Source organism: Salinibacterium sp. SWN1162, assembly GCF_015864675.1.
GTDB lineage: Bacteria > Actinomycetota > Actinomycetes > Actinomycetales > Microbacteriaceae > Rhodoglobus.
Window position 1 is genome coordinate 1,391,797 of sequence record NZ_JADYWT010000001.1, and the last position, 26,846, is coordinate 1,418,642.

A 26,846-nucleotide genomic window follows, 5' to 3' on the forward strand; every position below is an offset into this window, starting at 1 on the left:
ATCGTGGCCGACGAAGGGAATGCAATGCGCGTACGACCTACCGGCCGACTCGGTGCTGCTCTCGCACTCACCATCGCGGCAGTAGTTGCCCTCAGCGGTTGTGTTGCGCAAGAGCCCGAACCGACCGCGACGCCGACCGCAACGGTAAGCAGCACTCCCGAGCCCGGGGCCACGCCTGAAGGGCCTGTGCTTCGTCCCGGCGAAGCTGCAGCGGGCAACCGCCAGTTCTTCGACATGCTCAATCAGGAGTCTTTCGACGCCAACGGGCGGGGCGACGGTCGCAGCATTGTCGACAAGCTAGTCGAGAACGGCTTCACCCAGTCCGACATGGAAGTGACCCCCGACGCAACCGCCATCGGCCTTGCCGCTGATTCGATTGTGGTCTCGGTGCGTATCAAAGGGGAATGCCTGATCGGGCAGTTCACCCAAGACGATTACGTGTCATCGATCGAGCCCCTGCTCGGTACCGGCGGTTGTCTTGTGGGCAAGACCCGACCGATCGACTGGTAACTACCCAAACGGGTTCGACTGAGCCCGAACGCTCCGTAGAATGGTCGCATGGCCGAATTCATTTATTCCATGGTGCGCGCGCGAAAAGCGGTCGGCGACAAACTCATTCTTGACGACGTCACAATGTCGTTCTACCCCGGCGCAAAGATCGGTGTGGTTGGCCCCAACGGTGCCGGTAAGTCCACCATCCTCAAGATCATGGCCGGGCTCGACACCCCGAGCAACGGTGAAGCTCGGCTGAGCCCCGGCTACAGCGTCGGCATCCTCATGCAGGAGCCCGAGCTCGATGAGAGCAAAACCGTTCTCGAGAACGTGCAAGAAGGCGTTGGACCGATCAAGGCCAAAGTCGACCGCCACGCGGCCATCGGCCTCGAAATGGCAGAACCTGACGCAGACTTTGACGCCCTTCTGGCCGAAATGGGCACGCTACAAGAGGAGATCGACGCCGCCGACGCGTGGGACCTCGACTCCCAACTCGAACAGGCAATGGATGCTCTTCGCACTCCTCCCGGAGACTGGCCCGTCAACAAACTTTCCGGTGGAGAAAAGCGCCGCGTTGCGCTCACCAAGCTGCTCCTTCAGAAGCCCGACCTGCTGCTTCTCGATGAGCCCACTAACCACCTCGACGCCGAGAGCGTTCTCTGGCTCGAGCAGCACCTCTCCAAGTACCCGGGGGCCGTACTGGCCGTAACCCACGATAGGTACTTCCTCGACCACGTCGCCGAATGGATCGCCGAAGTCGACCGCGGTCACCTCTACCCCTACGAGGGCAACTACTCGACCTACCTCGAGAAGAAGCAAGAGCGTCTTCAGGTGCAGGGCAAGAAAGACGCCAAGCTCGCTAAGCGTCTCTCGAGCGAACTCGAATGGGTGCGCTCAAACTCCAAGGGCCGCCAGACCAAGTCGAAGGCCCGCCTCGCACGTTACGAAGAAATGGCGAACGAGGCGGAGAAGACCAGAAAGTTGGACTTCGAAGAGATTGTCATCCCTATGGGACCGCGTCTCGGCTCGCAGGTTATCGATGCCAAGAACCTCAAGAAGGGCTTCGACGAGCGCATTCTCATCGACGGACTGAGCTTCACTCTTCCGCGAAACGGAATCGTCGGCGTCATCGGCCCCAACGGTGTCGGAAAGACCACTCTCTTCAAGACCATCGTTGGTCTTGAGCCCCTCGACTCAGGAGATCTCAAGGTCGGCGAAACCGTCGACATCTCCTACGTCGACCAGAGCCGCGGCGGAATCGACCCCAACAAAACGCTGTGGGAAGTTGTCTCCGACGGTCAGGACTACATCCAGGTCGGTAAGACTGAGATCCCCTCGCGCGGCTACGTTTCGCAGTTCGGCTTCAAGGGACCAGACCAGCAGAAGAAGGCTGGCGTGCTCTCCGGTGGTGAGCGCAACCGTTTGAACCTCGCGCTCACGCTCAAGCAGGGCGGAAACCTCTTGCTGCTTGACGAACCGACTAACGACCTTGACGTTGAAACTCTCGGAAGCCTCGAGAACGCATTGCTCGAATTCCCCGGTTGTGCTGTGGTGATCACTCACGATAGGTGGTTCCTCGACCGCATCGCGACGCACATCCTGGCGTACGAAGGCAGCGAAGCGACGCCCGGTTACTGGCACTGGTTCGAGGGAAACTTCGACGCCTACGAAGAGAACAAGATCGAGCGTCTTGGCCCCGACGCGGCCAAGCCCCACCGCAGCGCGTACCGCAAGCTCACGCGCGACTAGTCATGCGATTGCACATCCCGCTCCCGCTGCGCTGGTCAGACGTTGACGCGTACCAACACGTCAACAATGCCGAAGTGTTTCGCCTCCTCGAAGAGGCGCGAATCCATGCATTCTGGCCCGCAGCGGGGGAGGATGCGCCCCTCACTGCAGTTCTCGACGGTCGCCCGGGCGGCCCGACGATGACGCTCATCGCGCGTCAAGAAATCGAGTACCTGCTGCCGATCCCGTATCTGCGCGAACCCATCGACATCGAGATGTGGATCGGTCGCGTTGGGGGCGCAAGCCTTGAGGTTTGCTACGAGATCTATACCCCGGTGAACGTATCGCCGCGCCAGTTATATGTACGCGCATCCACAACTCTCGTGCTCGTCGATGCTGCTCATTCGCGGCCGCTGCGGATCAGCGCCGCACAACGCGAAGTCTTTGCGCAGTACGCCGAAGAGCCTCTGCAGTTCGCTAAACGACGCTAAGCGACGCCGAAAAGACGCTAGGCGACCTTAGGCAAAGTCGCTCGACGGTTCGTCATCATCGTCGCGGAACTCTTCGTCGAGATCCGTCGGGTCAAGCCACTCAGCAATCGCGTGGGCTCCGCGCGCTTCGAGCAGCGGTGCGGCGAACTGGAACAGTTCCTTGCGGTTCTCGACTCCGGAACCCAACGGCAAAGCGGCATCAATACCGGCCGCTGACCACTGATCGATGGTGAGATCGACGATGGCGGCGACGACGACCAAGAACCCGTTCGACGATTTCGAACTGCGCAGGTAGTCGACGACTTTGCCGTCGAGCGACTGCGCATCCAGCCGTCCTTCGCCGCTGATGATCACATCGGCAGTGCCTATGACGTCACTGAGGCCGATGGTATCGGCGACGAGCTGAGCACCACGTTCGAGCTCCGCCCCGAAGAGTGCGACGAGTGGCGCGGCTGTACCGCCGGCGGCACCGATTCCCGGGAGTGCTGCAATCCCGGCCGCGGAGAAACCGCGCTCGGCAGCGAGCGGTGTCGAAGCCAGCGCCTCTGTTAAGCGCGTGAGTCCGGCATCCAACACCGCAACATCAGATGCCGTTGCCCCTTTCTGAGGCCCGAAGACGTGAGCTGCGCCCCGACTCCCGGTCAGTGGGTTGGTCACGTCGACGGCGATGCGCCATGTCGTCTCCAGCACACCGGGCAAGAGCTCGCTGAGGTCGATCGTTTCGAGGGAGGTGAGTGCGCCACCGCCGGGTGCCAACTCTGTGCCGGCGTCGTCGAGGAATCGCGCACCGAGGGCGCGCAGCAGCCCTGAGCCGCCGTCGGTGCTAGCAGAGCCGCCGAGAAACAGGGTTATGTCGCGCGCGCCGCGTTCAATGACGTGGGCGGCGATGAGACCAACACCGTAGCTGTCGGCACGCAGCGGTTGAGGTTCCACGTCGAGCACGTGGGGGAGCCCGCTGGCTTGAGCGGCCTCAATGACCGCGCGCTTGCCATCGAGGTCGAGCCCGTAGCTGGCTTCTCGCTCGCGACCGATGGCGTCGACGGTCGTCATCGTGAGGGCGGGCTGAAGCCAGGCGGCGAGAACGGCGTCGAGCGAGCCTTCTCCGCCGTCGGCCATGGGAAACGTGAGTACGGTGGCGGTGTCGGGGAGCATCTCGCGGGCGCCACGCTCGAGGGCTGCTGCGGCATCCGCAGCGCTTAGGCTCCCTTTGAACGAATCGGGAGCGATGATGACGACGGGGTTCTCGGTAGCTAACACCCCTCGACCCTAGCGCGGCCGGGACCGCGCAGATCCGTCAGGCGCGCAAAAAGGGGCCGCCCGAAGGCGACCCCTTTTCGTGAGTTACAGCACCGAGGTGCTGAGAGCTACACCAGTATTAGCTGGTGAGGCCGTCTACGTAGTCCTGGTTCGCTGCGATCCAGTCTGCAACGATGGGCTCGAAGTCGGTTCCCTCGTACTCGTTGTACATGACGTTCTCGAGCGAGTAAAGCAGCTCGGAGTCCATCTTGAAGCTCGAGATCCACTCGGTAACCTCAGGCATGTCGTCGCTCAAGGTGTCGCGTGCGAAGGAGTGAATTTCTTCAACGTCGCCGAGCGTTCCCTCGGGGTCAGCAAGGTCCTTGATGTCGAATGCATCGTAGGCCCAGTGCGGACGCCAGAGAGTCACGGCAATGTTCTCGCCGTTGTCGAGCGCAGCCTGCAGCTCAGCGAGCATGGCGGGAGTCGACGAGGTCAACAGTTCCATGTCATCGAGGCCGTAGGTCGGCATGGTGTTGTTCAGTACTGCCTCGGTGAGGCCTGCACCAGGCTCGATGCCGACGATGCGGTCACCGAACTTGTCAGCGTTTGCTGCGAGCTCTTCGAGCGAGTCGATCGGTGCATCAGCGTTTACAGCGACGGTCAGTCCCGCTTCGCTGTTCCATGCGCCGAGGTCCTCGATCGTGTCGCCGTATTCTTCCATCAGGCTGGCGTGAGTGATGGGGAGCCATCCGTCAAGCGCGATGTCGTAGTCACCGGTGCTGAGTCCCGAGAAGATCGGGGTTACGTCAGCGTATTCGAGCTCTACGTTGTAGCCCTTTTCTTCAAGGATTGCCTTCCAGAGGTACGAAACTGCTTCGCCCTCGGGCCATCCGTTGAACACGGCAATGCTGAGATCCTTGCTCTCAGCAGCGTCTCCGCTAGCCGTGTCGTCTCCGCCTGCAGCGCAAGCTGAGAGACCGAGGAGCGCAGCGGCTCCGATTGCAATTGCAGCGCGTGTCTGCTTCTTCATGGTGTCGTCCTTTTCTGTCAACGCTAAAGCGCGACGATGTTGACGTCGATGCACACAGGGTTCTCTGCATGCGGGGAAACGAGCGCGGGTGGGCGCCCGAAAATTAGCGAACGGGAGGAGTGAGTTCCGCGGGTTCGGTTGTTGCAGCGTCGCTCTGTGCAGCAGCATCCACTGCAGCAGATTCTGCGCGACGACCACGAACATTGAATGATTCGATGATGAATCGGAAGTAACCCTTGCCCGAACCGAAGGATGCGGTGAGACGGTCAAGGAAGATGGCCAAGATCACTACCGAGAGTCCAGCTTCGAAGCCGAGTGCGACATCCGCACGGCTCAGGCTCTGGATAACGGGCTGACCGAGGCCGCCAGCACCGACCATGGACGCGATAACGACCATGGAGAGTGACAGCATGATCACCTGGTTGATACCGGCCATGATGGACGGCAGTGCCAGGGGAAGCTGAATTTGACGCAGGATGCGGCCCGGCGATGAGCCGAAGGCCTGACCGGCTTCGACAACTTCGCTGTCAACACCGCGGATGCCGAGTTCGGTGAGTCGAACACCGGGAGCAAGCGCGAAGAGCACAGTTGCAACGATTCCAGGAACGTCACCGATGCGGAACAGGATGAGGGCCGGGATCAGGTAGACGAAGGCTGGCATCGTCTGCAAGAAGTCGAGAACGGGCTTCACGATGGTGGAAACCGTGCGGTACTTCGCGGCGAGGATTCCGAGCGGAACGCTGATGAATACTGCGATAGCCGCGGCAACCAGAACGAGAGCCATGGTATCCATCGCGTTTTCCCACTGATCCAAACTGAGGATCAAGAGGAAGCCGAGCGTGGTTCCGAGGGAGAACAGCCAACCACGGGCCACGAAGGCAAGTACGGCGAAGATGATGAGCATGATCCAGAACGGCGGCGACGTGAACACGAAGTTCATGCCGTCGGCGACCGAGGAAATGATCAGCTTGATGAAGTCAAAAACGAAACCGAAGGTGTCGGTGATGAAATCAATGCCGTTTTCGACCCACTGGCCGAGGGGAATTCTGAGGAAGTCGTTCATCGTGCGTCCTCCTTCGCTTCGGAGCTTGTATCGCCGGTAGCAATGGCTGCAGCGCTGGCGTCAGCGCTGGCATCGAGGGCGTCGGTGATGACGGCGGTCGATACGGTCAGCGGGGGTTCAATAACTTGGAGTTCACCCGTGTCCGTTGACACGTTGCCGAGAGCGGCAAGCAGAGTGACGCGGGGAACGACGCCCATGAGGCGACCGTTGGCATCCACAACAGCGAGCGGCAGCGGGCTCTCAACGGAGGGCACGAACAGCTCGGAAAGATACGTGTCTTCTTGAACGGCGTTGTACTCGTCGCTCAGGATCGATGACAGGTCGCTGACGCCCTTGCGAACGAGTTTCATGGCATCGGCGTCACGCACGATTCCCTGCAGCTTGCGGTCACGGCCGAGCACGAACGCGGTCGACGTTTGAAGGTCGCGCATGGTCTTGAGTGCGGCACGGGGGCCGGCGGTCGCAAGAACGGTGGAACGCGCGGGTTCCATCACGCTGGCTGCCGTAAGCACACGAGCGCGGTCAACGTCTTGAACAAACTGCTCAACGTAGTCGTTGGCCGGGTCCGTCAGGATGTCTTCGGGCGTACCGATCTGAACGATGCGGCCGTCTCGCATAACCGCAATGCGGTCACCCAAGAACATGGCTTCGTTGAGGTCGTGAGTGATGAAGATGATGGTCTTGCCGAGCTCGTGCTGCAGTTCGAGTAGCTGCTCTTGCATTTCGCGGCGGATCAGTGGGTCGAGCGCGCTGAAGGCCTCGTCCATAAGGAGAACGTCGGTGTCGGCGGCAAGGGCGCGAGCGAGGCCGACGCGTTGCTGCATTCCACCGGAAAGCTCGGAGGGCATCTTGTGGCCCCAGCCCTTGAGGCCGACGAGGTCAATGGTCTTCTGGGCGCGAGCGAGACGCTCTTCGCGGGGGATGCCCTGAACTTCAAGCGCGTAGGCGGCGTTTTCGAGAACGCTGCGGTGCGGGAAGAGGGCGAAGTGCTGGAACACCATGGAGATGCGGCGACGGCGTACGTCGCGCAGCTTGGCGGCTGAGATTCCGGTGATGAGGTCGTCACCGACGGTGACGGTTCCGGATGTCGTGTCCCAGAGTCCGTTAAGCATGCGGATGAGGGTCGACTTTCCTGAACCGGAAAGACCCATGACGACGAAGATTTCGCCGGGCAAAACGTCGAAGCTCGCGTCGATAACGGCTGCGGTTCCCAGGTCGGTGATCTCATCACGGGAGGCGCCGTGCTGGAGCCTCTCTACTGCTTCATTGGGACGACGTCCAAAAACCTTGTAGATATTTTTGGCGCTGACAGCAAATTTCTCGGTCACGTTCTCCTGATTACTCGGCACCTTGAGGGCTTCGCTTCTCTCGATTACGGTCCGGGTTGATCGCAGGGCTCTGTCGAATCCCTAGGTGGTTCTTATGGGAAACGATAGGGGAGCGCTTTCGGAGCAACTCCACTGCGAAACAACCGTACGAACGTCATCCCACTACTGGGGTGGCGCGCGCGGCCTGATTCGTAGCACCTTGCCGACAGGACCCAGAAACGGGCACACCGGGGGCAAGGCCGATATCAACGGTAACGTTTTTTGAGGGTTTTTGCAGGCTGGAGTCCGCCAAAACGGGGACATCTCAGTACGGGTTCGGCGACACATCCGCGGCACAGTAGGGATCGAACGGGGTCGCGTTCGTTATTCTTTTGTTACCCAACGGTCTCGAATTGACCGTCCAATTTGACGAAACGAGCGTCGGCTAGCGCGGAGGGCGAACCATTCCTTCTTGCGCCACACTGGCGATCAAGCGCCCCGCGCGGTCGTAGATGCGCCCTTGCGAGAGGCCGCGGCCACCAATCGCGTTTGGTGACTCCTGTACATAGAGAAGCCACTCATCCACTCGAGCATCGCGGTGCCACCACATGGCGTGATCGAGGCTGGCAACCTTGATGCCGGGCGTGACCCAGGCCAAGCCGTGGCGACGCATGATCGATTCCAAGATGGAGTAATCGCTGGCATACGCCAGGGCGGCGCGGTGAAGGTTCATGTCGTCCGGCATGGGGCCCACCGACTTGAGCCAGACAGCCTGATGTCCGACCGTGCCGCCATCAACGCCGAGAAAGATCGGCGACGTCACGTAGCGCATGTCGAAGGGGCGCTCTGAGGCCCAGTAACGGGCGACCGGATGATCGAACTCCGCTAACACTTCTGCGGTGGTCGGCAAGGACTCGGGATCGGGCAGCCCAGCAGGCATATCGATCTGGTGATCGAGACCCTCGTCGTCATCCTGGAATGAGGCGATGGCCGACAGAATCGGCACGCCATCTTGATACGCCTGCGTGCGACGAGTGGAGAACGAGCGGCCGTCGTGAATGCGGTCAACGGAGAAGGTGATGGGGAGATTGATATCGCCCGGGCGGAGGAAGTAGCCGTGCATCGAGTGCACCGAGCGGTCATCGGCAATGGTGCGCTGTGCGGCAACGAGAGCCTGAGCTAACACCTGACCTCCGAAGACCCGGCCCTGGGGCATCCACTGGCTGGGACCAGTGAAAATGTCTTCGCTCGTTCGTGCGCCGGTGTCGGTCAGATTGAGGGCAGTCAGAAGCCCAGACATAGGGTCGCTCATGCCTGTAGTTTAGAGGCCTATGACTGCAACGTTTACTGTGATCGATTCCCTCGCGCTGGGCGATCTGCAAGTTTTCTTGGGCCGAGCGGCTCGGGTCGACGAAGGCTCAGTGCGATTGATTGGCGGAGGCGGCGTTCTTGCCGTCTACGTCTCCGTGCTGCACCCCGCTGGACTGCTCGATCAGAGCCCCACAGTGCTGGGGCTGCGCACCTTTGCGCTGGCGTCACAAGAAGACTTTGATGCGGTCGTTCCCGTGCGTTCGCTGCTGGCACGAATCGAAAGTGCGGTCGAATCTTCTGCCGACACTCTCGGTGAACCCGTCGCCGTCAGCCTGCCCATGAGCGTTAACACCGTCACGTGGGCGGCAATCACCCCACCGCGCGGTGGCTGGGTTGCTCTCGATGCCGTACCGAGTGCTGTTCTTGAGGAGGCCGCACGAGCGGGAATCGCCGAAGTTGCTGAAGCGATTCCGACCGGCACCGGGGAAGCACTCGTGCACAAAGTGCGCACTGAAGTGTGGGGCCGTCCGCTCGACGACCCCGACTACGTGCCCGCTGGGGCAGGCTTTGCCGCCGTCAGCTTGGGCTTTCTCGGGGACGACGAAGCGGCATCCGTCTTTGAATCAGGAGCGTGGACCCGCCTGTCGACCAGGCGCGGTCACGTGCTCGTGAAACGTCGTGGGTGGTCGGTCGCCCGTTAGAAAGTCGTCATGACAGAAGTCACGACGTTAGCCAAGAACACGAACGCTGCTACCAAGCCGAACACCTGAACGGCGAGCGATACCCACAGTGGCGCGAGGCCCTGACCTGTTCGGCTGCGCACGATGACCGAGCGACCGATCGTGTAGATGAACCCACCCAAGAAAATGAACGCCCAGTGGAACGGGCGGTCAACACCGCGGTTCATGAGGGCGCGGCGGTCGTAAATGCCGAGGAAGATGTTGGCGACGAACGTCACCCAACCCCAGACCGTCGTGAAGAGATAGCCCGGGTCGGTATAGAGCCGAAGCTGTGACGAGAATTCGTTGTCTCCGGGCTGAGGCAGAAACGCTGCCGAATCGATCGCGAAGAGAGCCGGGATGGCAAGCAGCGGCATCAGAACGATCACCCAAATTTGCCACGTGTTTGTTCCGGTGCCCGACGCAGTGGTCGGCGCCGCGGCAGCGTAGCTCGGGGTGGGAGGGACTGCCGCGTAGGTTCCGGGTGTGGTCGCATAAGCGGCCGGGGCAGCCGGGGCAGCCGGAGCGGCCGGTGCGGCAGGAGTCACCGGTGGTACGGAGCCAGCTGTCGCGGCCGGCGCAGGTGTAGCCGCCGCCGGGGTCGGGAGCGGTGTGGCGTCAGCGGGCACTGTGTTCGCGGCGGCCCACGCGGTTCCGTTCCACCAGCGGGGAGCAGCGCCTCCCGCGGGGTCGCGGTACCAGCCAGCAGGGGGAAGGGGAGTCGAGGAGTCAGTCACGCATCGATCCTAACCGGCATCGCGAGCGCAACTGAAAGTTACTCGGAGTTGTGGCCTGCTGCTGCCACACTTCGGCCGGCGGCTCGTCCGCTGAACAAGCATCCGCCTAAGAATGTGCCTTCGAGGGCGCGGTAGCCGTGCATGCCGCCGCCGCCAAAACCGCTCGCCTCTCCGGCCGCCCAGAGCCCCGGTACGACAGCGCCACTTGAGCCGAGCGCGCGCCCCGACAGATCGGTCTGGATGCCGCCCAAGCTCTTGCGCGTCAGAATGTTCAGTTTGACCGCAATCAGCGGTCCCGCCTTCGGATCGAGGATGCGGTGGGGCTTGGCGACCCGAATCAACTTGTCTCCGAGGTAGTTGCGCGCCTGGCGCAGCGCCGTGATTTGGGAATCTTTGGTGAATTTATTGGTGAGTTCGCGATCCCGAGCTTCGATCTCGCGGCGAACGTGGGCGGCGTCGATCGCGACGTCGGGCGTGAGGTTTTGCATGCCCGCGAGCAGTTCGTCGAGGGTGTCGGCCACTACGAAGTCGGCACCGTGTTTCTTGAAGGCTTCGACGGGATCAGTCGCGCCCGTGCTGAGTCGTTGCTTGAGCAGTTCGCGCACGCTTTTACCCGTGAGGTCGGGGTTCTGCTCGCTGCCCGAGAGAGCGAACTCTTTTTCGATGATCGACTGTGTGAGCACAAACCAGGAGTGGTCGTAGCCGGTGGAGACGATGTGCTCGAGTGTTCCGAGAGTGTCAAAGCCGGGGAACAGGGGAGTGGGCAGGCGGTGACCGGTGGCATCGAGCCACACACTTGAGGGGCCAGGCAAGATGCGGATGCCGTGCTGCGGCCACACCGGATCCCAGTTCTGGATTCCTTCGACGTAGTGCCACATGCGATCGCCATTGATGAGGTGAGCCCCGGCGCTTTCGGCGATGCCGAGCATCCGGCCGTCAACGTGAGCAGGAACTCCGCTCAGCAGGTTCTGGGGCGCCGTGCCCATTCTGGCCGGCCACTGGGCGCGCACGAGATCGTGGTTGCCCCCGATTCCACCTGAGGTCAGGATGGTGGCAGGGGCGCGGAGTTCAAACTCTCCCACGACGGTACGGTTGCTGGCCGCACCGCGGGCTGCGGCATCCGGGGCTAGCGTTACCCCGCGCACGCCGACAACCGTGCCGTTCTCCGTGATCAACTCATCGACGCGGTGGCGCACGTGCAACGTCGCTAGCCCCTGATCGATGCCGCGGCGGAGGGCCGCTACGAAAGGTTCAACCACCGCGGGGCCGGTGCCCCACGTGATGTGGAAGCGCGGTACCGAATTGCCGGGGCCCAGAGCGGTATAGCCGCCACGCTCTGCCCAGCCCACGACCGGGAAAAACTTCACTCCGCGCTCGCGGAGCCACTCGCGTTTCTCGCCCGCCGCGAACTGCAGGTAAGCCTCTGCCCAGCGGCGAGGCCATTCGTCTTCATCGCGGTCAAAACCTGCTGTACCGAACCAGTCTTGGGTGGCGAGTTCGAGCGAGTCCTTGATGCCGAGCCGGCGCTGTTCGGGCGAATCGATGAGAAACATGCCGCCGAACGACCACCACGCTTGCCCGCCCAGGCTCGCTTCGGGCTCTTGTTCGACGACCGCAATGCGTTTGCCAGCGGCGAGCAATTCGGCGGCCGCGACGAGCCCGGCGAGGCCCCCGCCGACGACGATGGCATCCAGCGAGGGGGACTGCGGCATTCGTGACTCCTTCGACACTGAGTGCGCCGACGCTGGCGGACTTCTGCGCTGCCAGTATGCCGTGTCTGCCGACCAATCTGCAGCGACTTTCGTGCGGCGTCTTGTGAACGGCTCGGTGTGTAGGTACCGTCAGATTAACTCCGAGCGACGAGGCTCGGGTCAACCTGCGGTTTACCCATCGCGGTTGTGAGGATCGCTGGAGCGCGGCTTACCTGCCGGTGCGAGAGCGGATCGGAGAAACGATGAGTACCACCGTGCCCGCAACAGCCCAGATTCCGGGGGCAAAGAAGCAAACTCCTGAGTTTGTGCAACTTCTTGATCCCGACGGAAAACGGCTCAGTGACGAACTCTACGACCCCTGGGTCTCCGACGTCACCGGTGATCAGCTCGCGAGTCTCTATGAAGACCTCATCATCGTGCGCCGTATCGATACGGAAGCAACAGCTCTGCAACGCCAGGGCGAACTTGGCCTGTGGCCGCCGCTGCTCGGCCAGGAAGCAGCCCAAGTGGGGTCCGCTCGCACTCTGCGGCCCGACGACTTTGTCTTCTCCAGCTACCGCGAGAACGCTGTGGCCTATTGCCGCGGTGTGAAGCTGCCTGACCTCGTGCGGGTCTGGCGCGGAACGGCAGCCTCGGGCTGGGATCCCTTCGAGGTCGGTATGGCAACGCCTGCCGTGATCATCGGCGCTCAAACCTTGCACGCCACCGGCTATGCCGTCGGTTGCAAGTTCGACGGCGTCGACAGCGTCTCGGTGGCCTACTTCGGGGACGGCGCGACGAGCGAGGGCGATGTTAACGAGGCGATGGTCTTCGCTGCCTCCTTCAATGCTCCCGTGATCTTCTTCTGCCAAAACAACCAGTGGGCGATCTCTGAGCCCGTAGGGCTGCAGGCTCAGCGGCCGATTGCCGATCGCGCTCCGGGGTTCGGCATTCCGAGCATCCGAGTTGATGGCAACGACGTGCTGGCCGTCATGGCGGCAACGCGCAGCGCCCTCGACCGCGCGCGCAACGGCGGCGGCCCGACCTTCATCGAGGCCGTGACCTACCGTCGCGGGCCCCACACCACCTCGGACGACCCGAGCCGCTATGTCGACCCGGTGGTCGCGAAAGAGTGGGAAGCCAAAGACCCGATCGCGCGCGTGGAAGCGTTTTTGCGCAGCGAAGGGGTGTTGACCGACGAACTGGCGGCATCCATTCAGGCCCGAGCAGACGAAGTGGCGGCAGAATTCCGCGCCGGATGCTTGGCGCTCAAGAACCCCGAACCGCTCAGCGTGTTCGACAACGTCTATGCGACCGAGCACTCGGGGCTCGCGCGTCAAAAGAGCCAGTACAAGGCCTACCTCGAGGGATTCGACAAATGACAGAACTCACTCTGGCGAAGGCTCTCGGCTCTGGCCTGCGGCGCGCTCTCAGCGACGACGACAAAGTTGTCTTGCTCGGTGAAGACATTGGAACTCTCGGTGGCGTGTTTCGCGTTACCGATGGCCTGCAGCGCGACTTCGGCAAGGACCGCGTGATCGACACCCCGCTCGCCGAAGCCGGCATTATCGGTATGGCCGTGGGACTCGCGTTTCGTGGCTATCGCCCCGTCTGCGAAATTCAGTTCGACGGCTTCATCTACCCGGGCTTCGACCAGATTGTCGCTCAGGTCGCCAAGCTGCACTATCGCACCGGCGGAAACGTGCGGATGCCGCTGACGATTCGGGTTCCCTACGGTGGAGGTATTGGCGCGGTGGAGCACCACTCGGAGTCGCCCGAAGCGTACTTCGCCCACACTGCGGGACTGCGTGTTGTCACCTGCTCGACGCCGCAGGATGCCCACAGCATGCTGCGCGAAGCCATTGCCAGCGATGACCCGGTGCTGTTCTTCGAGCCCAAGCGTCGCTATTGGACCAAAGGCGAGGTCGACGAAGATGCCACCGGTCTGCCCATGGGCAAAGCGCGGGTCGTCACCGAGGGAACCGACGTCACGCTCGTGACCTACGGACCCCTCGTCGCGACGGCTCTGGATGCCGCAGTCGCCGCCGCCGATGACGGCATTTCTATCGAGGTGGTCGATCTTCGCTCGCTCTCTCCGGTCGACTTTGACACTGTTGAGGCGAGTGTGCGCAAGACCGGGCGGCTCGTGATTACCCACGAGGCGTCGGAATCCGGCGGCCTCGGAGCTGAGATCGCCGCGACGCTCACCGATCGCTGCTTCTACTACTTAGAGGCAGCTCCCGTTCGCATCACGGGCTTCGATGTGCCGTACCCGGCTGCGAAGTTGGAGGACCACTTCTTGCCCGACCTTGATCGCATCTTGGACGGCGTTGACCGTGCGCTGGGTCGCGTGAATTCACTTACCGGTTGGAGCGCGTAATGGCCGTCAAAGAGTTTGCTCTGCCCGATTTGGGCGAGGGCTTGACCGAGTCTGAGATTGTCGAATGGCATGTTGCTGTCGGCGATCTCGTGACGCTCAACCAACCTATTGCCGAGGTCGAGACCGCGAAGGCGATTGTCTCGCTGCCTTCTCCGGTTGCCGGCACGATCTTCGCCCTGCATGCCGAGCCCGGGGCAACCGTGCAGGTAGGCACGCGCATCGTGACCTTTGAGCTTGAGGGAGGTGCGCCCGCGGGCGGCAGCGACTTGAGCGGTGCCGCCAGTGTGGGCGATGTGAGCGGCGCTGCGGATGACGCGGCGAAGGGTGCGGGATCCGACGCAGCACCGGCCGCTGAAGCAGCCCCCGAACGAAACGCTGTGCTCGTGGGTTACGGTCCTGCGGTGGAGAGTGGCAAGCGCCCAACGCGTAAGCCTCGCAAGGGCAGCGGTGCGCCAGCGGAGACGGAGCTCGCGGCGGCAGAGCCGGCGACGGAGCCAGTGGCAGTCTCGCAGGCCGATGCCCGCACCAAGACGACGCCTCCGGTGCGCAAGCTCGCCGCCGACCGTGGTGTCGACCTCACGCAGGTAACCGGCACGGGGCCCGAAGGCGTCATCACTCGGGATGACGTGCTGAGCGCGGCCGAGACCTCAGCGGCGGGAACGCAGGCTGACGACGAGACTGCGGCGGAAGCATCCGCCCCCGCTGGTTCGGGAACGCGAACGGGAGTGCTCGCGAGCTCGCGACCGCGCGAAACGCGCACGCCCATCAAGTCGGTGCGCAAGGCAACCGCGGCCGCCATGGTCGCGAGTGCGTTCACTGCACCGCACGTCACCGAGTTCTTGACGATTGATGTCACGCGCACGGTAGAACTGGTTGCGAAGCTCAAGGCCAAGGGAACCGCAGCCTCGGTGCTCGCCGTTGTTGCCAAAGCGCTGTGCATCGGTGTGGCTCGTAATCCATCGCTCAACTCGCGGTGGGATGCCAACGCGAACGAAATCGTGGAGTTCGGGTACATCAACCTTGGTATTGCGGTCGCGACTCCGCGGGGACTCATGGTGCCGAACCTCAAGGATGCCGACGCCATGACTCTGGCCGAACTCACCGACGCAATTGGTGACCTTGCCCGCAATGCGCGAGCGAGCAAAGCAACGCCGGCGTCGCTGAACGGCGGAACGATCTCGATCACCAACGTCGGCGTCTTCGGTATCGACGCGGGTACGCCCATCCTGAACCCGGGTGAAGCCGCCATTCTGGCGATGGGTGCCGTGCGCAAGATGCCGTGGGAACACCACGGAGAAGTCGCCCTGCGCGACGTCATGACCCTGAGTCTCTCGTTCGATCACCGTCTAGTTGATGGCGAACAGGGCGCCCGTTTCTTGACCGATGTTGGCTCGATTCTGAACGACCCCGGCACTGTCTTGACGATGGTGTGACAGCGGGGGTGGCCGCAACAGGTAAGAATGGTCTTATGACCGAGAATCTCGACCCTGCTGCGGCCACCACTGCTTCGGCGCCCACCGCCACGCGCGCACCACGCCGTTTGCTCGTGGGCCTGTTCGCGCTCGCCGCCTTCGTGATTGCGGCCGACCAGCTCAGCAAGTGGTGGGCCGAAGCCAACCTCGGCGACGGCAAGAACATCCCGATCATCGGCGATCTCCTCTCATTCCAGCTCGTCTACAACCCCGGTGCCGCGTTCTCGCTCGCCGAGGAATACACCTGGGTGCTCACGATCATCGCGGCCATCGCCGTCGTGGCGATCACGTGGTACTCGCTGACCGTGCAGTCACGCGCGTGGGCCGTCGCCCTCGGCATGCTCCTCGGTGGAGCCATCACCCACCTCGGTGACCGGCTGTTCCGGGACCCCGGTTTCGCCCGCGGCCACGTGGTCGACTTCATCAACTACAACGGCTACTTCATCGGCAACATCGCCGACATCGCTCTCGTGGGTGGCGCCATCATGATCGTGGTCATCTCGATGATGGGTATCGCCGCCAAGCCCGAACGCGTAGCTGCGACGCCCGAAGCTGAGGCGGATGCCGCGGCGCACTCCGCGACGAACGAATGACCGATCTCAGCCTCCGCATGCCCAACACGCGGCTGCGGGCAGTACTCAACCTCGGCACGCGGCGCACTCCGCCGATCGACCTGCCGCCGACGCTCGCTGCGCCGGAACTCTTTGCCGGCTGGGATGACGAAGCCAACCTGAGCGACCTGCACGTTGAGTACGTGAACGGCCAGCTGCACTGCGAGACCACGAGCGAGGGTGTCAACCACCACTTTCACAGCGCGCAGGGCGAACCGCGCGAGTCGAGCCCGTGGTCGGCCAATGACACGCGCACGCTCGTGCAGTGGGCAACCCGACTCGCGAGCGACTTTCACGCGCTGCTGCCGAATATTCTCGACGACATCACGCAGGCTGCGGCCTGGCACGACGCGGGCTTCGACCTCTACATTTGCGAAGTAGCAGACCCCGTTCAACTCGATCTGCTGGAGATCGAGGTGGAGGGCGAGCTTCTGACGTTGCCGTGGCTTGGTGCGGGCACCGTGAGCCATGACCACATCGACGGCGAGAATCATCCGATTGCCTTGTTGTGGGGCGCGGGGGAGTCAGAACCAGATCAGCCGATCGCCGAAGCGTGGACAGACCCGCGCACGGGAGAGCCGCGCTCCAAAGCTGTGCCCGGCGTCGACTGGAACACCATTGGTATGGCGGCCGACGAGGTGCTGCCGTGGCTCGAGGGCATCTACCTGAACCACCATGTGATTCCGGATGCCGAGGGCACGCTTCTCAACGCCGTGCTGCGCCGACTAGGTAGCCTCGACGAGGGCTAGTCGAAGTCGATCGATGGCTCATCGCTGACCGACAGCGTCAATACTGCTTTTCTGATGAGGCTGTTGCTTTCGATGGAGCGTTCGATTTCTCGTAGTTGGCGTGCGACTTCCTCTTCGCGCTGATTTCCGACGAGGTCGACGGCGGCCACCGCGAAGAGTTGCTCGGGGCCCACGAATTCGAGATGCAAGTAGGTCACGCGAGCGATTTCTGGATGATTCGTGAGCACCCGACCGGCGACTCGGCGGGCGGAGTCGCCCGGAGTTTGACCGACGATGAAGCGTCGGTTGCGATTGATGAGCACCACCGCGACAACGCCGAGAAGGAGGCCGATCGCGATGGAACCCAGCGCATCCCAGACGGCGTTGCCGGTGAGCTGGTGCAGCAGGATGCCGAGAAAAGCCACGACCAGGCCGATCAGAGCCGCAGCATCTTCGGCCAGCACCGCGCGCAAAGTCGTGTTTGAGCTATTGAGCGCGTAGTCGAGGGGCCGGCGATTGAAGCGGGCAGCCCCTTTTCGCGCCTGCACTAGCGACTGCGCAAACGAGATGCCCTCGAGCACAAAGGCGATCGCAAGCACGATGTAAGCGACGCTGAAGTCGCTCGCAGGCTCGGGGTCAATGAGTTCGCTAATTCCGTGCTGCACCGAGACGACAGCGCCCGCCGTGAAAAGGCCAACTGCGGCGAACAGTGACCACACGTAAGCCTCGCGACCGAACCCGAGCGGATGAGTGGCGTTAGCTGGCTTGACCGAGCGGCGTTCAGCAATGAGGAGAAAAATCTCGTTACCGGCATCCGCCCACGAGTGCGCAGCTTCAGCGAGCATTGATGCTGAACCCGTGACGAAGGCCGCGACGGACTTCGCGATCGCGACGAGAAGGTTGGCGGCAAACGCGACGAGAACTGTTTTTAGCTGGGATTTCGCCGCGGGTGCATCGCTCATATTTTTACGATACTCCCGCAGCGCGTACGTCTGTCACCGCAGACGGGGAGCGCTGTTGCTAGAAATCGCGGCTGCTGGCGGGTTCCATCGCCGACTGTGACGAGTAGCGACCGAGGTGTACGCGCCGCGAAAAGCGAATAGCAGGGCGAATCAGCATCTCGACGCTGCCGAGAACGAAGAGCCAGGTTCCAGCGTGGGTCAGTTCGGGCGTAAAGAAGAAGATGCTGCCCACAAGAAAGAGAAGGCCGATCAGGATGTCGTTAACGATGCTGATGACTTCGTAGCGTTGGCGAATCACTAATTCTTCACGCCCGATCCGCACAACGAGGGGTCGAGAACCGTCGCTGCTGGCGCTGCTTGCGTTGCTGGTGGCGGGAGGGGTATCGCCCATGCGCTTCGTCCTTTGCTCGGTTAGTGCGTGTGGCCGATAGTTTTGCAGCATCGGCGACGAGGTGCCATACGGGCGGCGGGTCGGCGGCGCGCTGCGCCCTTCGCGCTCGCGCCTTCGATCTAGCCCTTCGGGGCCCAGGCGCACGCGGTGCCTAAGTCAGCGAGCGTGAGGAATTGACGCAGAGTCGGAGCAGACCCAGAAGGGTGAGGCCGCCGAGAGCGACAAGCACCGTGGTTGTAGTGGTAGTAATTTTCCGTCGCCGAGCGAGCCTTTTTTTGCGCATTCTCCATGAGTACGCGTGGTTTCTATCGATCCCGCATGCAAAGCCTGTGAGCTTGCAATGAAGAAACCAAGAATGCGCTAGCACTCTCGACTCTCGGAAGGTGCGGCTCAGTCCTGCGCTGGCGCTGCAGAGCTTGCCCCACGCAGAGGTACGGGCCCGCGACGAGGTCGTCGCGGGTCCGTAGTCGGGTTGCTAGGGGTTACTCGTCGTTGTTGTCGTTGTTGTCGTTGTTGTCGCTGTGGTCACCACCGCTGCCGTCCGCGCGGTCACCGCGGTCACCGTGGGCGCCGCGATCGCCACGATCCTCGTTACCGGCACCGGGGTTGGCTTCGCGTTCGGCCTCATGCTCGGTACGAAGTTCAGTAAGGGCGGCCGTGAGAGTGTCTTCGTCCACGTTGAGTTCGGTGGCGAGCGTAGTCACGAGAGCGGCACGACGAGAGTCCTTCGCGGCAGCTCGTTCGTCATCGGTGGCGTCGGAGTTCAGGTGCTCGGGGCGCTCAGAACTATTGCGCAGCGTGGTGAGCGCGGCAGAGACATCCGCTTCGGCAAGATCAAGCTTGGTGGCGAGGCCGGCAGCGTCGAGGCCTCGGCCGTGGCCGCGACCGGCACGCTCACTGTTCGATCCGCTGCCACTCGTCGTGCTGTCGGCTGTGCTCTCTGAGGCGGCGGCAGTCGTGGTGATGATGGTGTCAGCCTGGGCGGGCAACGCAATGCCCAGTCCAACGCACGAGGCGAGAACTACGCTCGCTGCTCCTGTAATCAGTTTCTTGTTCATGGTTGATCCATTTCGTTCGATCCGGAATCTCCGGTGTACGAAATCAACCCTGCGTGTCGGTTCTATCGGGACGCTGTGGTGCCCCTGCGCAGGTCATGGGCAAGTTCTGCCGTAACCCGGTGAGCCGCCTATGCGCTTGCCCAGAGACAGAGAATACGGCGGCGTAGGGACCGAGAATGTGGCGCTGCAGGGACCGAGAATGCGGCGGTGCAGGGGAAGACGCAGCGAAGGCAGGGATGCGACGTGCTCGCGGCTAGGCGTCGAGGGCGGCCAACGCCATCCGCTCGAGCACGGCACGCGTCGCGCCGGCGCGCCCGCTGTGGGGAGTGGAGTTGATGAGCCCGAACGTGGCATGGGCGCGCGTGCGCAGCTCGGTGGTTGCGGCATCCGGATGCAGGCGGGCGAGCGTGGCCACCCACTGCTCGACGTAGCTGCGCTGCAGGGCGCGCACCTCGTGGCGGTCGTCGTCGGTGAGGCTGTCGAGGTCGCGATCTTGCACGCGGATGACGTTGGCATTGCGGAGCGCAAATTCAACATGAAACTGAACAAGGTTTTCGAGCGCGGCGCGTGCCGTGGGGGCGTGCTCGATCACGGTCTGGGCTCCGGCGCACAGGCTGGAGCTGGCATCCACCAATATCGCGGCGAGCACGTCTTGTTTGCCGTCGAAGTGGCGGTAGACGGCGGGGCCGCTCACGCCGGCGGCGGCACCGAGTTCTTCGAGCGAGACGCGGGTGAAGCCGCGCTCGGCGAAGAGGCTGGCGGCGGCGTCGAGGAGGGCCTCGCGGCGGTCGGCCTTCGCTTGGCTTCGCGGAGTTGGCGTCTCGTTCATGTTCTGAGTCTAGACAGTTCGGTTAATGCTCGCTAACCTAAATTCAGTTAGTAATGACTAACCCAAGTGGCCACAAGCTGCACTGAACGAAGGTGTTCGATGGAGAAGATTTCCTCGGCCGCTCAACCGTCCCACCCGACGTTTGTGGCCAACGAAGAGTCAATGCGCGGCCTTGTCGAGCAATTGCGCGAACGACTCGCGACGACGGCTCTCGGTGGCTCGGAGAAATCTCGCGAACGCCACGTCTCCCGCGGCAAGCTGCTGCCGCGCGATCGCGTCGATGAACTGCTCGACGAGGGCAGCCCCTTCATCGAGATCGCCCCGCTCGCCGCGAATGGAATCTACGACGACCAGGCTCCCGGCGCTGGCGTTATTGCCGGTATCGGCCTCATCCACTCTCGCCCTGTGCTCGTGATCTCGAACGACGCGACGGTCAAGGGCGGCACCTACTTTCCCCTCACCGTGAAGAAGCACTTGCGGGCGCAAGAGATTGCGTTCGAGAACAAACTGCCGTGCGTCTACCTCGTGGACTCGGGCGGCGCCTTTCTCCCGATGCAGGATGAGGTCTTTCCTGACCGCGACCACTTCGGGCGCATCTTCTACAACCAGGCTCGACTGTCGGCGGCCGGCATCCCGCAGATCGCCTCGGTCATGGGCTCGTGCACTGCGGGTGGCGCGTACGTGCCCGCGATGAGCGACGAGACGATCATCGTGCGCAATCAGGGCACGATCTTCTTGGGCGGTCCGCCGCTCGTGAAGGCTGCCATCGGCGAGATCGTTACGGCCGAAGAGCTCGGCGGGGGAGACGTGCACGCGCGCACCTCGGGCGTCACCGACCACCTGGCCGACGACGACCGCCATGCGCTCGAAATTGTGCGGGACATCATCAAGACCATCCCGAAGCCTGCTGCTCCCGCCTGGGATGTTGTTGCCTCGCGGCCACCCTCCGTGAACCCCGACGAGCTCTACGGCGTCGTGCCCATCGACGTGCAGAGCCCCTACGAAGTGCGCGAAGTGATCGCGCGGCTCGTCGACGGCAGCGAGTTCCACGAGTTCAAAAAGGAATACGGCACGACGCTCATCACCGGGTTTGCGACGCTCCACGGGCATCCGATCGGCATCGTTGCTAACGCCGGGGTGTTGTTCAGCGAATCGGCGCTCAAGGGCGCTCACTTCATTGAACTGTGCGATCAGCGCGGCATCCCGCTGCTGTTTCTGCAGAATATTTCTGGCTTCATGGTCGGAAAGGAATATGAGGCCGGCGGCATTGCCAAGAACGGCGCCAAGATGGTCACCGCGGTGGCCACGACGCGCGTTCCCAAGTTCACGGTCGTGATCGGCGGCTCGTTCGGGGCCGGCAACTACTCGATGTGCGGTCGCTCCTATTCGCCGCGCTTCTTGTGGATGTGGCCCAACGCCCGCATCTCGGTCATGGGTGGACCCCAGGCTGCTGCCGTGCTCTCCACGGTGCGCCGCGATCAACTCGGCGAAGATGCCTTCACCGACGACGACAAGGTCGAGTTCGAGAAGCCCATCCGCGAACAATACGAACGCCAGGGCAGCCCCTACTATTCGACAGCCCGCCTTTGGGATGACGGAATCATTGACCCCAAAGACACCAGAGACGTGCTCGGCATGGCCCTCGATATCGCCGCGGCCACCCCGCTGCCTGAACCGGGCTTCGGCCTCTTCCGGATGTGATGGCGATGTTCTCTGCTGTTTTGGTCGCCAATCGTGGCGAGATTTCCTGCCGCATCACGCGCACCCTGCACTCCATGGGCATCCGTTCGATCGCGGTGTACACCGAACACGATCGTGACGCGAAGCACGTTCGAGTCGCGGATGCCGCGGTGCTGATCGACAGCTACCTTTCGGTCGAATCGATCGTTGCTGCCGCGCATGCCGTTTCGGGCATGAGCGCCGATGCGATCCACCCGGGCTATGGCTTCCTCTCCGAAAACGCGTCCCTCGCCGAGGCCTGTGCCGCCGCCGGAATCACGTTTATCGGCCCCGGCGTCGAAGCGCTTGAGATCATGGGCGACAAGATCGCGTCGAAGAAGCACGTGACCGAAGGCGGTGTCGCGGTGATCCCCGGCATCGCTGAGCCGGGCATGACCAACGACGGTCTTGTGGCGGCTGCTGCCGAGGTCGGGTTCCCGCTGTTGATCAAGCCGTCGGCCGGTGGTGGTGGCAAGGGCATGACGATCGTGCGCGAGCCTGACGCCGTTGCGGGCGCGCTCGAGTCTGCTCGCCGCGTGGCCAGTGCTGCGTTCGGAGACGACACGCTCTTTCTCGAGCGTCTCGTGGAGAAGCCCCGCCACATCGAGGTGCAGGTGCTGGCCGATAGCCACGGCACGACGATTCACTTGGGGGAGCGCGAGTGCTCACTGCAGCGTCGCCACCAAAAGATTATCGAAGAAGCGCCGTCGCCCCTGCTCGATGAGGCAACGCGGCAGCGCATCGGTGAAGCGGCTTGCGAGGTCGCCCGCAGCGTGAACTACGTCGGCGCCGGAACCGTCGAGTTCCTCGTCTCCGACAATGCCCCCGACGAGTTCTTCTTCATGGAGATGAACACTCGCCTGCAAGTGGAGCATCCCGTCACAGAAATGGTCACCGGTATCGACCTCGTGGAGTGGCAAGTGCGCATCGCCGCCGGCGAGAAGCTCACGGTGGAGACACCGACACTCACCGGTCACGCGGTCGAGGCGCGCATCTACTCCGAAGATCCCGCCAACGACTTCTTGCCCTCGGCCGGCCAAATCGTCGCGCTTCACGAAGCGAACGATGTGCGCGTCGACAGCTCCCTCGTCGAAGGCGGTACGGTCTCCGCCAACTACGACCCCATGCTCGCGAAGGTCATTTCGCACGCGGCAACGCGCGACGAAGCGCTCACGAAACTCGACCGTGCCCTCGCCGACACCGTCATTCTGGGCGTCACGACCAACATCGAATTCCTCCGAGCTCTGCTCAACCGCGACGACGTGCGCGCGGGCGACCTCGACACGGGCCTCATCGAGCGGGCTCTGGCCGAGATCGAGTTTGCCGCCCCGACTCCGGCGGTGCTCGCAGCGGCAGCTCTGAGCATCCATTCCGAACGCTGGATGCCGGGCTCACCCTGGCAGCGCCCCTCCGGTTGGCGTGTGGGCGAGCATCGCCCGGCCCGCTACCGTCTCGCGAGTGCGGGGCAGGTGCACGAGGTTCTGGTTGCCGGCCCGCCCGACGCAGCGGAGGTCACGATCGACGGCACCACCACCCGGGCTCGCCTGACGAGCACCGGTATCGAGTGGGGCGCGCAGAGCATCCGCCTCACGATCGAAACGGTCGACGCCACGGTGTGGATTGGGCAGGAGGGCACTTCCTGGGCTCTCACTTCGCAGAGCCGCGCCGAGTCACTGGCAGCCCACCGCGCCACCCTCGCACGAGTCGCCGGTGTGGTCGATCCCGAACTGCGTTCGCCCATGCCCGGCACCGTCGTTGCGGTCGCCGTCGCGCACGGAGACGCCGTGACGGCCGGTCAGACGGTGCTCACGATTGAAGCCATGAAGATGGAACACCCCGTTGTCGCAACCCTCGATGGGGTTATCGACATCAGCTTGAAGCCTGGCGATCTGGTCACACGCGATCAGATCGTTGCCCGAATCGAATCGCCACAAGCGAGCACTGAAGGAGAAACCTCATGAGTCACGACGCTACCCGCGGCGAAATCACCCACCTCGGCCTCACCGATGAGCAGCTGAAGTTGAGCGCTGACGTGCGCGACTTTGCTGACAAGATTGTTGCTCCGGCAGCGTATGAGTACGACACGAAGCGTGAACTGCCTTACGGCATCATCGCTCAGATGGGCGAGATGGGTCTCTTCGGTTTGCCATTCCCGAAGGAATTCGGCGGGCAGGGCAAGGACTACGTGTCGCTGTGCATCGCGATTGAGCAGCTTGCTCGCGTTGACCAGTCCATCGCGGTGACGCTCGAGGCCGGCATCGGTCTTGGCGCCATGCCGATCTTCAAGCACGGAAGCGAAGAGCAGAAGCAGCAGTGGGTTCCGATGCTCGCGCGCGGTGAAGCTCTCGCGGGTTTCGGTCTGACCGAGGCGGATGCCGGCTCCGATGCTGCGGGAACCAAGACCACTGCCGAGCTCGTCGATGGCGAATGGGTCATCAACGGCACGAAGCAGTTCATCACTAACTCGGGCAGCGAGATCACGAAGGTCGTGACGGTCACGGCGGTCACAGGTCGTCGCGAGAATGGCCGGCCTGAGCTGAGCGCCATCCTCGTTCCGAACGGTACGCCGGGCTTCACGGTGCACCCGCCCTACGACAAGGTCGGCTGGCACACGTCGGACACGCATCCGCTGTCGTTCGACAACGTGCGCGTTCCCGAAGCGAACCTGATGGGGGAGCGCGGCCGTGGCTTCGCGAACTTCATCGAGGCTCTGGATGAGGGTCGCGTCGCGTTCTCGGCACTCTGCACGGGCGCGGCTCAGGGTTGCCTTGAGGAGTCGATCCGCTACGCCAACGAGCGTCACGTCTTCGGCCGTTCGATCGGGTCGAACCAGCACATTGCGTTCAAGATCGCGCGGATGCAGGCACGAGTTCACTCGGCACGCTTGGCAACGTACGACGCAGCCCGCAAACTGGTTGCCGGAGTTCCTTTCAAGATGGAGGCGAGCTTGGCGAAAATGATCAGCAGCGAGGCGGCCATGGATAACGCTCGGGATGCCACCCAAATCTTTGGTGGCTATGGCTTCATGAACGAGAACCCTGTCGCCCGCCACTACCGTGACTCCAAGGTGTTGGAGCTCGGTGAGGGCACCACTGAGGTGCAGATGATGGTCATTGCTCGTGAGCTGGGGTTCGCAACCCTATGACCGGCAAACGTATTCAGCAGCGCGGTCTCTGGTTCGACGAGTTCGAGCAGGGCGCGGTCTATTTGCACGCGCCCGGCCGCACCGTCACTGAGGCCGACAATGTTCTCTTCACGACGATGACGATGAACACCCAGTCGCTGCACTTGGATGCCGCGTGGTCAGAGCAGCAGCCGTTTGGGCAGCGCTTGGTGAACTCGATGTTCACGCTCTCGACGATGGTGGGGGCATCCGTGGCTCAACTGACGCAGGGCACGATTGTGGCGAACTTGGGCTTCACAGAGGTCAACTTTCCGCATCCGCTCTATCACGGTGACACGATGTATTCGGAGTCTGAGGTGCTGGAGAAGCGGCTCTCGAAGTCGCGCCCCGGCCAGGGAATCATTTCGTTGCGGCACACGGCCAAGAACCAGGATGGTGTTGTGGTGGCTGTGGCGACTCGTTCGGTGATGGTCTGGACTGAGGAGGGCGCACCGTGAGTTTCACTTTAGGGCCGTCGATTCTGTTTGTTCCGGGCGATCGCCCCGACCGTTATGCCAAGGCGCTTGAGCGCGCGGATGCCATCATCATCGACCTTGAGGATGCCGTTGCCAGTGTCGACAAGGCTGCGGCCCGCGCTGCCCTGATTGCGAACCCGATGGATCCGGCGCGCACGATCGTGCGATTAAATCCGGCAGGCACCGAGGATCACGACAGTGACCTCGAGGCGTTGGAGCAGACGGAGTACCGCACGGTGATGCTCTCGAAGTCGGAGTCGGTTGCTGACTTCGATGCGCTCACTGACCTCGACGTGATCGCCCTGTGCGAGACGGCGCGCGGTGTGCTGGCGGCGACGAGTTTGGCGGCGTTGGATTGCGTGGTTGCCCTCATGTGGGGTGCCGAAGATCTGGTGGCGTCGCTCGGCGGCTCCTCGTCGCGCGAAGATTCCGGCCCCTACCGTGGTGTCGCGCTGCATGCGCGCTCGTCGGTGTTGCTCGCGGCCGGTGCCTACTCGAAGGCGGTGATCGACGCGGTGCATCTCGACATAGCCGACACCGTTGGTCTGGCTGCTGAGGCTCGGGATGCCGCAGCACTCGGGTTCACGTCAACGGCCTGCATTCATCCCTCTCAAGTGGCCATTGTGCGCGAAAGCTATGCGCCCACGGTCGAGCAAATCGCCTCAGCCCGAGCACTTCTCGCCGCCGCGGAATCGCAGCCCGGAGTCTTCAGCTTCGAGGGCCGCATGGTCGACGGCCCCATCCTGCGGCATGCGGAGTGCGTGGTAGCGCGGGCGGGGTTGCGTGAGGGTTAGGCGTTGGAAAATCTTGGCGCTGACGCAAACCTAAGCTCCGTGGCGTGCGGCTGCACGGCGATCTAGCACTGGTTCACGGTACCCGCAACCAGCGAAGTGCGCCGAGGTAAGTGACGGTGAGCGGCCTCAGGCGTCTATCGCGATTGGCCACGAGAATTGTGCTCGCCTTAGGTCAGCCCATTAACAGCACATGCTTGTTAGGCAGTAGCTCAGCCTGAAATCGATTTGTCTCAGTAAATAGCGCTACCGGTTCGTGGCAACCGACCGCGAGGCCCTGAATTTGAAGGCGCGGCGCCAGATCCACTCGGCTTGAAATGTGCGGAACTTTGTCTCAAGACATTGCCATCAACGTTTCGCGACAGAGCGAGACTGACTACCTTGGTGAGCACCAGCCGTGTGTGCTTGCGGGGGCGCTCCGCGGCCTCGCGCGACTTGATTCGTGGCGGCCCACCCTA

At 62.8% G+C, this 26,846-nt stretch carries 25 protein-coding genes; 14 read left to right on the forward strand and 11 right to left on the reverse strand.

The window, feature by feature from the left end:
* The first annotated feature begins 24 nt into the window (after nucleotides 1-24).
* Genes I6E58_RS06590 through I6E58_RS06600 form a run of 3 tightly spaced genes read left to right on the forward strand, consistent with a single transcriptional unit; the run spans nucleotide 25 to nucleotide 2,711 of the window.
* On the forward strand, nucleotides 25-510 hold the full coding sequence (locus I6E58_RS06590) for a hypothetical protein (RefSeq protein WP_197131616.1): 486 nt from the start codon (nucleotides 25-27) through the stop codon (nucleotides 508-510).
* A gap of 48 nt (nucleotides 511-558) precedes the next feature.
* Complete coding sequence (ettA, locus tag I6E58_RS06595) at nucleotides 559-2,241, forward strand: energy-dependent translational throttle protein EttA (RefSeq protein ID WP_129071735.1); 1,683 nt, start codon at nucleotides 559-561, stop codon at nucleotides 2,239-2,241.
* Nucleotides 2,242-2,243: 2 nt separating this feature from the next.
* Nucleotides 2,244-2,711: a thioesterase family protein gene (locus tag I6E58_RS06600; RefSeq protein ID WP_197131618.1), complete on the forward strand. Its 468-nt coding sequence runs from the start codon at nucleotides 2,244-2,246 to the stop codon at nucleotides 2,709-2,711.
* A gap of 27 nt (nucleotides 2,712-2,738) precedes the next feature.
* Here the strand turns inward: I6E58_RS06600 and I6E58_RS06605 are convergent, their stop codons facing one another.
* From I6E58_RS06605 to I6E58_RS06625, 5 genes are all read right to left on the reverse strand, one after another.
* Nucleotides 2,739-3,968: a glycerate kinase gene (locus I6E58_RS06605; RefSeq protein ID WP_197131619.1), complete on the reverse strand. Its 1,230-nt coding sequence runs from the start codon at nucleotides 3,966-3,968 to the stop codon at nucleotides 2,739-2,741.
* A gap of 118 nt (nucleotides 3,969-4,086) precedes the next feature.
* A complete protein-coding gene (locus I6E58_RS06610; protein WP_197131620.1) occupies nucleotides 4,087-4,980 on the reverse strand; it encodes a glycine betaine ABC transporter substrate-binding protein in 894 nt (297 codons plus the stop codon).
* 103 nt (nucleotides 4,981-5,083) lie between these two features.
* Nucleotides 5,084-6,043 carry a proline/glycine betaine ABC transporter permease gene (locus I6E58_RS06615; RefSeq protein WP_197131621.1) on the reverse strand — a complete coding sequence of 320 codons (960 nt, stop codon included), beginning with the start codon at nucleotides 6,041-6,043 and terminating at the stop codon, nucleotides 5,084-5,086.
* Complete coding sequence (locus I6E58_RS06620; protein ID WP_307842007.1) at nucleotides 6,040-7,371, reverse strand: glycine betaine/L-proline ABC transporter ATP-binding protein; 1,332 nt, start codon at nucleotides 7,369-7,371, stop codon at nucleotides 6,040-6,042. The genes I6E58_RS06615 and I6E58_RS06620 overlap by 4 nt, the downstream gene beginning before the upstream one ends.
* 424 nt (nucleotides 7,372-7,795) lie before the next feature.
* Nucleotides 7,796-8,650: an acyl-CoA thioesterase II gene (locus tag I6E58_RS06625; protein WP_197132894.1), complete on the reverse strand. Its 855-nt coding sequence runs from the start codon at nucleotides 8,648-8,650 to the stop codon at nucleotides 7,796-7,798.
* Between the two features lie 31 nt (nucleotides 8,651-8,681).
* On the opposite strand from I6E58_RS06625, the gene I6E58_RS06630 reads away from it, so the two are divergent.
* Nucleotides 8,682-9,362 carry a hypothetical protein gene (locus I6E58_RS06630; RefSeq protein WP_197131623.1) on the forward strand — a complete coding sequence of 227 codons (681 nt, stop codon included), beginning with the start codon at nucleotides 8,682-8,684 and terminating at the stop codon, nucleotides 9,360-9,362.
* On the opposite strand, the gene I6E58_RS06635 is transcribed toward I6E58_RS06630, so the two are convergent.
* On the reverse strand, nucleotides 9,359-10,117 hold the full coding sequence (locus I6E58_RS06635) for a DUF2510 domain-containing protein (protein WP_197131624.1): 759 nt from the start codon (nucleotides 10,115-10,117) through the stop codon (nucleotides 9,359-9,361). The two genes, I6E58_RS06630 and I6E58_RS06635, sit on opposite strands and share 4 nt — an antisense overlap.
* 38 nt (nucleotides 10,118-10,155) lie before the next feature.
* On the reverse strand, nucleotides 10,156-11,829 hold the full coding sequence (locus I6E58_RS06640) for an FAD-binding dehydrogenase (RefSeq protein WP_197131626.1): 1,674 nt from the start codon (nucleotides 11,827-11,829) through the stop codon (nucleotides 10,156-10,158).
* Between the two features lie 242 nt (nucleotides 11,830-12,071).
* On the opposite strand from I6E58_RS06640, the gene pdhA reads away from it, so the two are divergent.
* From pdhA to I6E58_RS06665, 5 genes are read left to right on the forward strand one after another with little or no spacing between them, the layout of a single operon-like run.
* A complete protein-coding gene (gene pdhA / locus I6E58_RS06645) occupies nucleotides 12,072-13,190 on the forward strand; it encodes a pyruvate dehydrogenase (acetyl-transferring) E1 component subunit alpha (RefSeq protein WP_197131628.1) in 1,119 nt (372 codons plus the stop codon).
* Complete coding sequence (locus I6E58_RS06650; protein ID WP_197131630.1) at nucleotides 13,187-14,188, forward strand: alpha-ketoacid dehydrogenase subunit beta; 1,002 nt, start codon at nucleotides 13,187-13,189, stop codon at nucleotides 14,186-14,188. The genes pdhA and I6E58_RS06650 overlap by 4 nt, the downstream gene beginning before the upstream one ends.
* Nucleotides 14,188-15,621, forward strand: coding sequence for a dihydrolipoamide acetyltransferase family protein (locus I6E58_RS06655; RefSeq protein WP_197131632.1), 1,434 nt, complete (start codon nucleotides 14,188-14,190; stop codon nucleotides 15,619-15,621). The genes I6E58_RS06650 and I6E58_RS06655 overlap by 1 nt, the downstream gene beginning before the upstream one ends.
* A 35-nt stretch (nucleotides 15,622-15,656) precedes the next feature.
* The gene (locus I6E58_RS06660) at nucleotides 15,657-16,253 is read left to right on the forward strand and encodes a signal peptidase II (RefSeq protein ID WP_231595158.1); all 597 of its coding nucleotides are present in this window, start codon (nucleotides 15,657-15,659) and stop codon (nucleotides 16,251-16,253) included.
* A complete protein-coding gene (locus I6E58_RS06665; protein ID WP_197131634.1) occupies nucleotides 16,250-17,020 on the forward strand; it encodes a hypothetical protein in 771 nt (256 codons plus the stop codon). Before I6E58_RS06660 ends, I6E58_RS06665 begins: the two co-directional genes overlap by 4 nt.
* Here I6E58_RS06665 and I6E58_RS06670 read toward each other — a convergent pair.
* From I6E58_RS06670 to I6E58_RS06685, 4 genes are all read right to left on the reverse strand, one after another.
* Nucleotides 17,017-17,961 (reverse strand): cation diffusion facilitator family transporter, encoded by a 945-nt coding sequence (locus I6E58_RS06670; RefSeq protein WP_197131636.1) that lies wholly within the window; start codon nucleotides 17,959-17,961, stop codon nucleotides 17,017-17,019. The two genes, I6E58_RS06665 and I6E58_RS06670, sit on opposite strands and share 4 nt — an antisense overlap.
* Before the next feature lie 58 nt (nucleotides 17,962-18,019).
* Nucleotides 18,020-18,352 carry a YrhK family protein gene (locus I6E58_RS06675; RefSeq protein WP_197131639.1) on the reverse strand — a complete coding sequence of 111 codons (333 nt, stop codon included), beginning with the start codon at nucleotides 18,350-18,352 and terminating at the stop codon, nucleotides 18,020-18,022.
* 482 nt (nucleotides 18,353-18,834) lie between these two features.
* Nucleotides 18,835-19,410, reverse strand: coding sequence for a hypothetical protein (locus I6E58_RS06680; RefSeq protein WP_197131641.1), 576 nt, complete (start codon nucleotides 19,408-19,410; stop codon nucleotides 18,835-18,837).
* Between the two features lie 253 nt (nucleotides 19,411-19,663).
* A complete protein-coding gene (locus I6E58_RS06685) occupies nucleotides 19,664-20,239 on the reverse strand; it encodes a TetR/AcrR family transcriptional regulator (RefSeq protein WP_010203101.1) in 576 nt (191 codons plus the stop codon).
* Between the two features lie 99 nt (nucleotides 20,240-20,338).
* Here I6E58_RS06685 and I6E58_RS06690 point away from each other — a divergent pair, with 99 nt between their 5' ends.
* From I6E58_RS06690 to I6E58_RS06710, 5 genes are read left to right on the forward strand one after another with little or no spacing between them, the layout of a single operon-like run.
* Nucleotides 20,339-21,940 (forward strand): carboxyl transferase domain-containing protein, encoded by a 1,602-nt coding sequence (locus I6E58_RS06690; protein WP_197131643.1) that lies wholly within the window; start codon nucleotides 20,339-20,341, stop codon nucleotides 21,938-21,940.
* A 5-nt stretch (nucleotides 21,941-21,945) separates the two neighbouring features.
* The gene (locus I6E58_RS06695; RefSeq protein WP_307842010.1) at nucleotides 21,946-23,919 is read left to right on the forward strand and encodes a biotin carboxylase N-terminal domain-containing protein; all 1,974 of its coding nucleotides are present in this window, start codon (nucleotides 21,946-21,948) and stop codon (nucleotides 23,917-23,919) included.
* Nucleotides 23,916-25,103 carry an acyl-CoA dehydrogenase family protein gene (locus tag I6E58_RS06700; RefSeq protein ID WP_197131646.1) on the forward strand — a complete coding sequence of 396 codons (1,188 nt, stop codon included), beginning with the start codon at nucleotides 23,916-23,918 and terminating at the stop codon, nucleotides 25,101-25,103. The genes I6E58_RS06695 and I6E58_RS06700 overlap by 4 nt, the downstream gene beginning before the upstream one ends.
* Entirely contained in the window at nucleotides 25,100-25,579 is a 480-nt protein-coding gene (locus I6E58_RS06705) for a MaoC family dehydratase (protein WP_010203097.1), read from the forward strand. The genes I6E58_RS06700 and I6E58_RS06705 overlap by 4 nt, the downstream gene beginning before the upstream one ends.
* Nucleotides 25,576-26,391 (forward strand): CoA ester lyase, encoded by an 816-nt coding sequence (locus I6E58_RS06710; protein ID WP_197131648.1) that lies wholly within the window; start codon nucleotides 25,576-25,578, stop codon nucleotides 26,389-26,391. The genes I6E58_RS06705 and I6E58_RS06710 overlap by 4 nt, the downstream gene beginning before the upstream one ends.
* Nucleotides 26,392-26,846 lie beyond the last annotated feature (455 nt).

What these genes read in the sequence shown, in the direction of transcription:
- I6E58_RS06590 (WP_197131616.1), top strand. Translation starts at nt 25, where the DNA reads ATGCGCGTACGACCTACCGGCCGACTCGGTGCTGCTCTCGCACTCACC.
- ettA (WP_129071735.1), top strand. Translation starts at nt 559, where the DNA reads ATGGCCGAATTCATTTATTCCATGGTGCGCGCGCGAAAAGCGGTCGGC.
- I6E58_RS06600 (WP_197131618.1), top strand. Translation starts at nt 2,244, where the DNA reads ATGCGATTGCACATCCCGCTCCCGCTGCGCTGGTCAGACGTTGACGCG.
- I6E58_RS06610 (WP_197131620.1), bottom strand. Translation starts at nt 4,980, where the DNA reads ATGAAGAAGCAGACACGCGCTGCAATTGCAATCGGAGCCGCTGCGCTC.
- I6E58_RS06615 (WP_197131621.1), bottom strand. Translation starts at nt 6,043, where the DNA reads ATGAACGACTTCCTCAGAATTCCCCTCGGCCAGTGGGTCGAAAACGGC.
- I6E58_RS06625 (WP_197132894.1), bottom strand. Translation starts at nt 8,650, where the DNA reads ATGTCTGGGCTTCTGACTGCCCTCAATCTGACCGACACCGGCGCACGA.
- I6E58_RS06630 (WP_197131623.1), top strand. Translation starts at nt 8,682, where the DNA reads ATGACTGCAACGTTTACTGTGATCGATTCCCTCGCGCTGGGCGATCTG.
- I6E58_RS06640 (WP_197131626.1), bottom strand. Translation starts at nt 11,829, where the DNA reads ATGCCGCAGTCCCCCTCGCTGGATGCCATCGTCGTCGGCGGGGGCCTC.
- pdhA (WP_197131628.1), top strand. Translation starts at nt 12,072, where the DNA reads ATGAGTACCACCGTGCCCGCAACAGCCCAGATTCCGGGGGCAAAGAAG.
- I6E58_RS06650 (WP_197131630.1), top strand. Translation starts at nt 13,187, where the DNA reads ATGACAGAACTCACTCTGGCGAAGGCTCTCGGCTCTGGCCTGCGGCGC.
- I6E58_RS06655 (WP_197131632.1), top strand. Translation starts at nt 14,188, where the DNA reads ATGGCCGTCAAAGAGTTTGCTCTGCCCGATTTGGGCGAGGGCTTGACC.
- I6E58_RS06660 (WP_231595158.1), top strand. Translation starts at nt 15,657, where the DNA reads ATGACCGAGAATCTCGACCCTGCTGCGGCCACCACTGCTTCGGCGCCC.
- I6E58_RS06665 (WP_197131634.1), top strand. Translation starts at nt 16,250, where the DNA reads ATGACCGATCTCAGCCTCCGCATGCCCAACACGCGGCTGCGGGCAGTA.
- I6E58_RS06670 (WP_197131636.1), bottom strand. Translation starts at nt 17,961, where the DNA reads ATGAGCGATGCACCCGCGGCGAAATCCCAGCTAAAAACAGTTCTCGTC.
- I6E58_RS06675 (WP_197131639.1), bottom strand. Translation starts at nt 18,352, where the DNA reads ATGGGCGATACCCCTCCCGCCACCAGCAACGCAAGCAGCGCCAGCAGC.
- I6E58_RS06680 (WP_197131641.1), bottom strand. Translation starts at nt 19,410, where the DNA reads ATGAACAAGAAACTGATTACAGGAGCAGCGAGCGTAGTTCTCGCCTCG.
- I6E58_RS06685 (WP_010203101.1), bottom strand. Translation starts at nt 20,239, where the DNA reads ATGAACGAGACGCCAACTCCGCGAAGCCAAGCGAAGGCCGACCGCCGC.
- I6E58_RS06690 (WP_197131643.1), top strand. Translation starts at nt 20,339, where the DNA reads ATGGAGAAGATTTCCTCGGCCGCTCAACCGTCCCACCCGACGTTTGTG.
- I6E58_RS06695 (WP_307842010.1), top strand. Translation starts at nt 21,946, where the DNA reads ATGTTCTCTGCTGTTTTGGTCGCCAATCGTGGCGAGATTTCCTGCCGC.
- I6E58_RS06700 (WP_197131646.1), top strand. Translation starts at nt 23,916, where the DNA reads ATGAGTCACGACGCTACCCGCGGCGAAATCACCCACCTCGGCCTCACC.
- I6E58_RS06705 (WP_010203097.1), top strand. Translation starts at nt 25,100, where the DNA reads ATGACCGGCAAACGTATTCAGCAGCGCGGTCTCTGGTTCGACGAGTTC.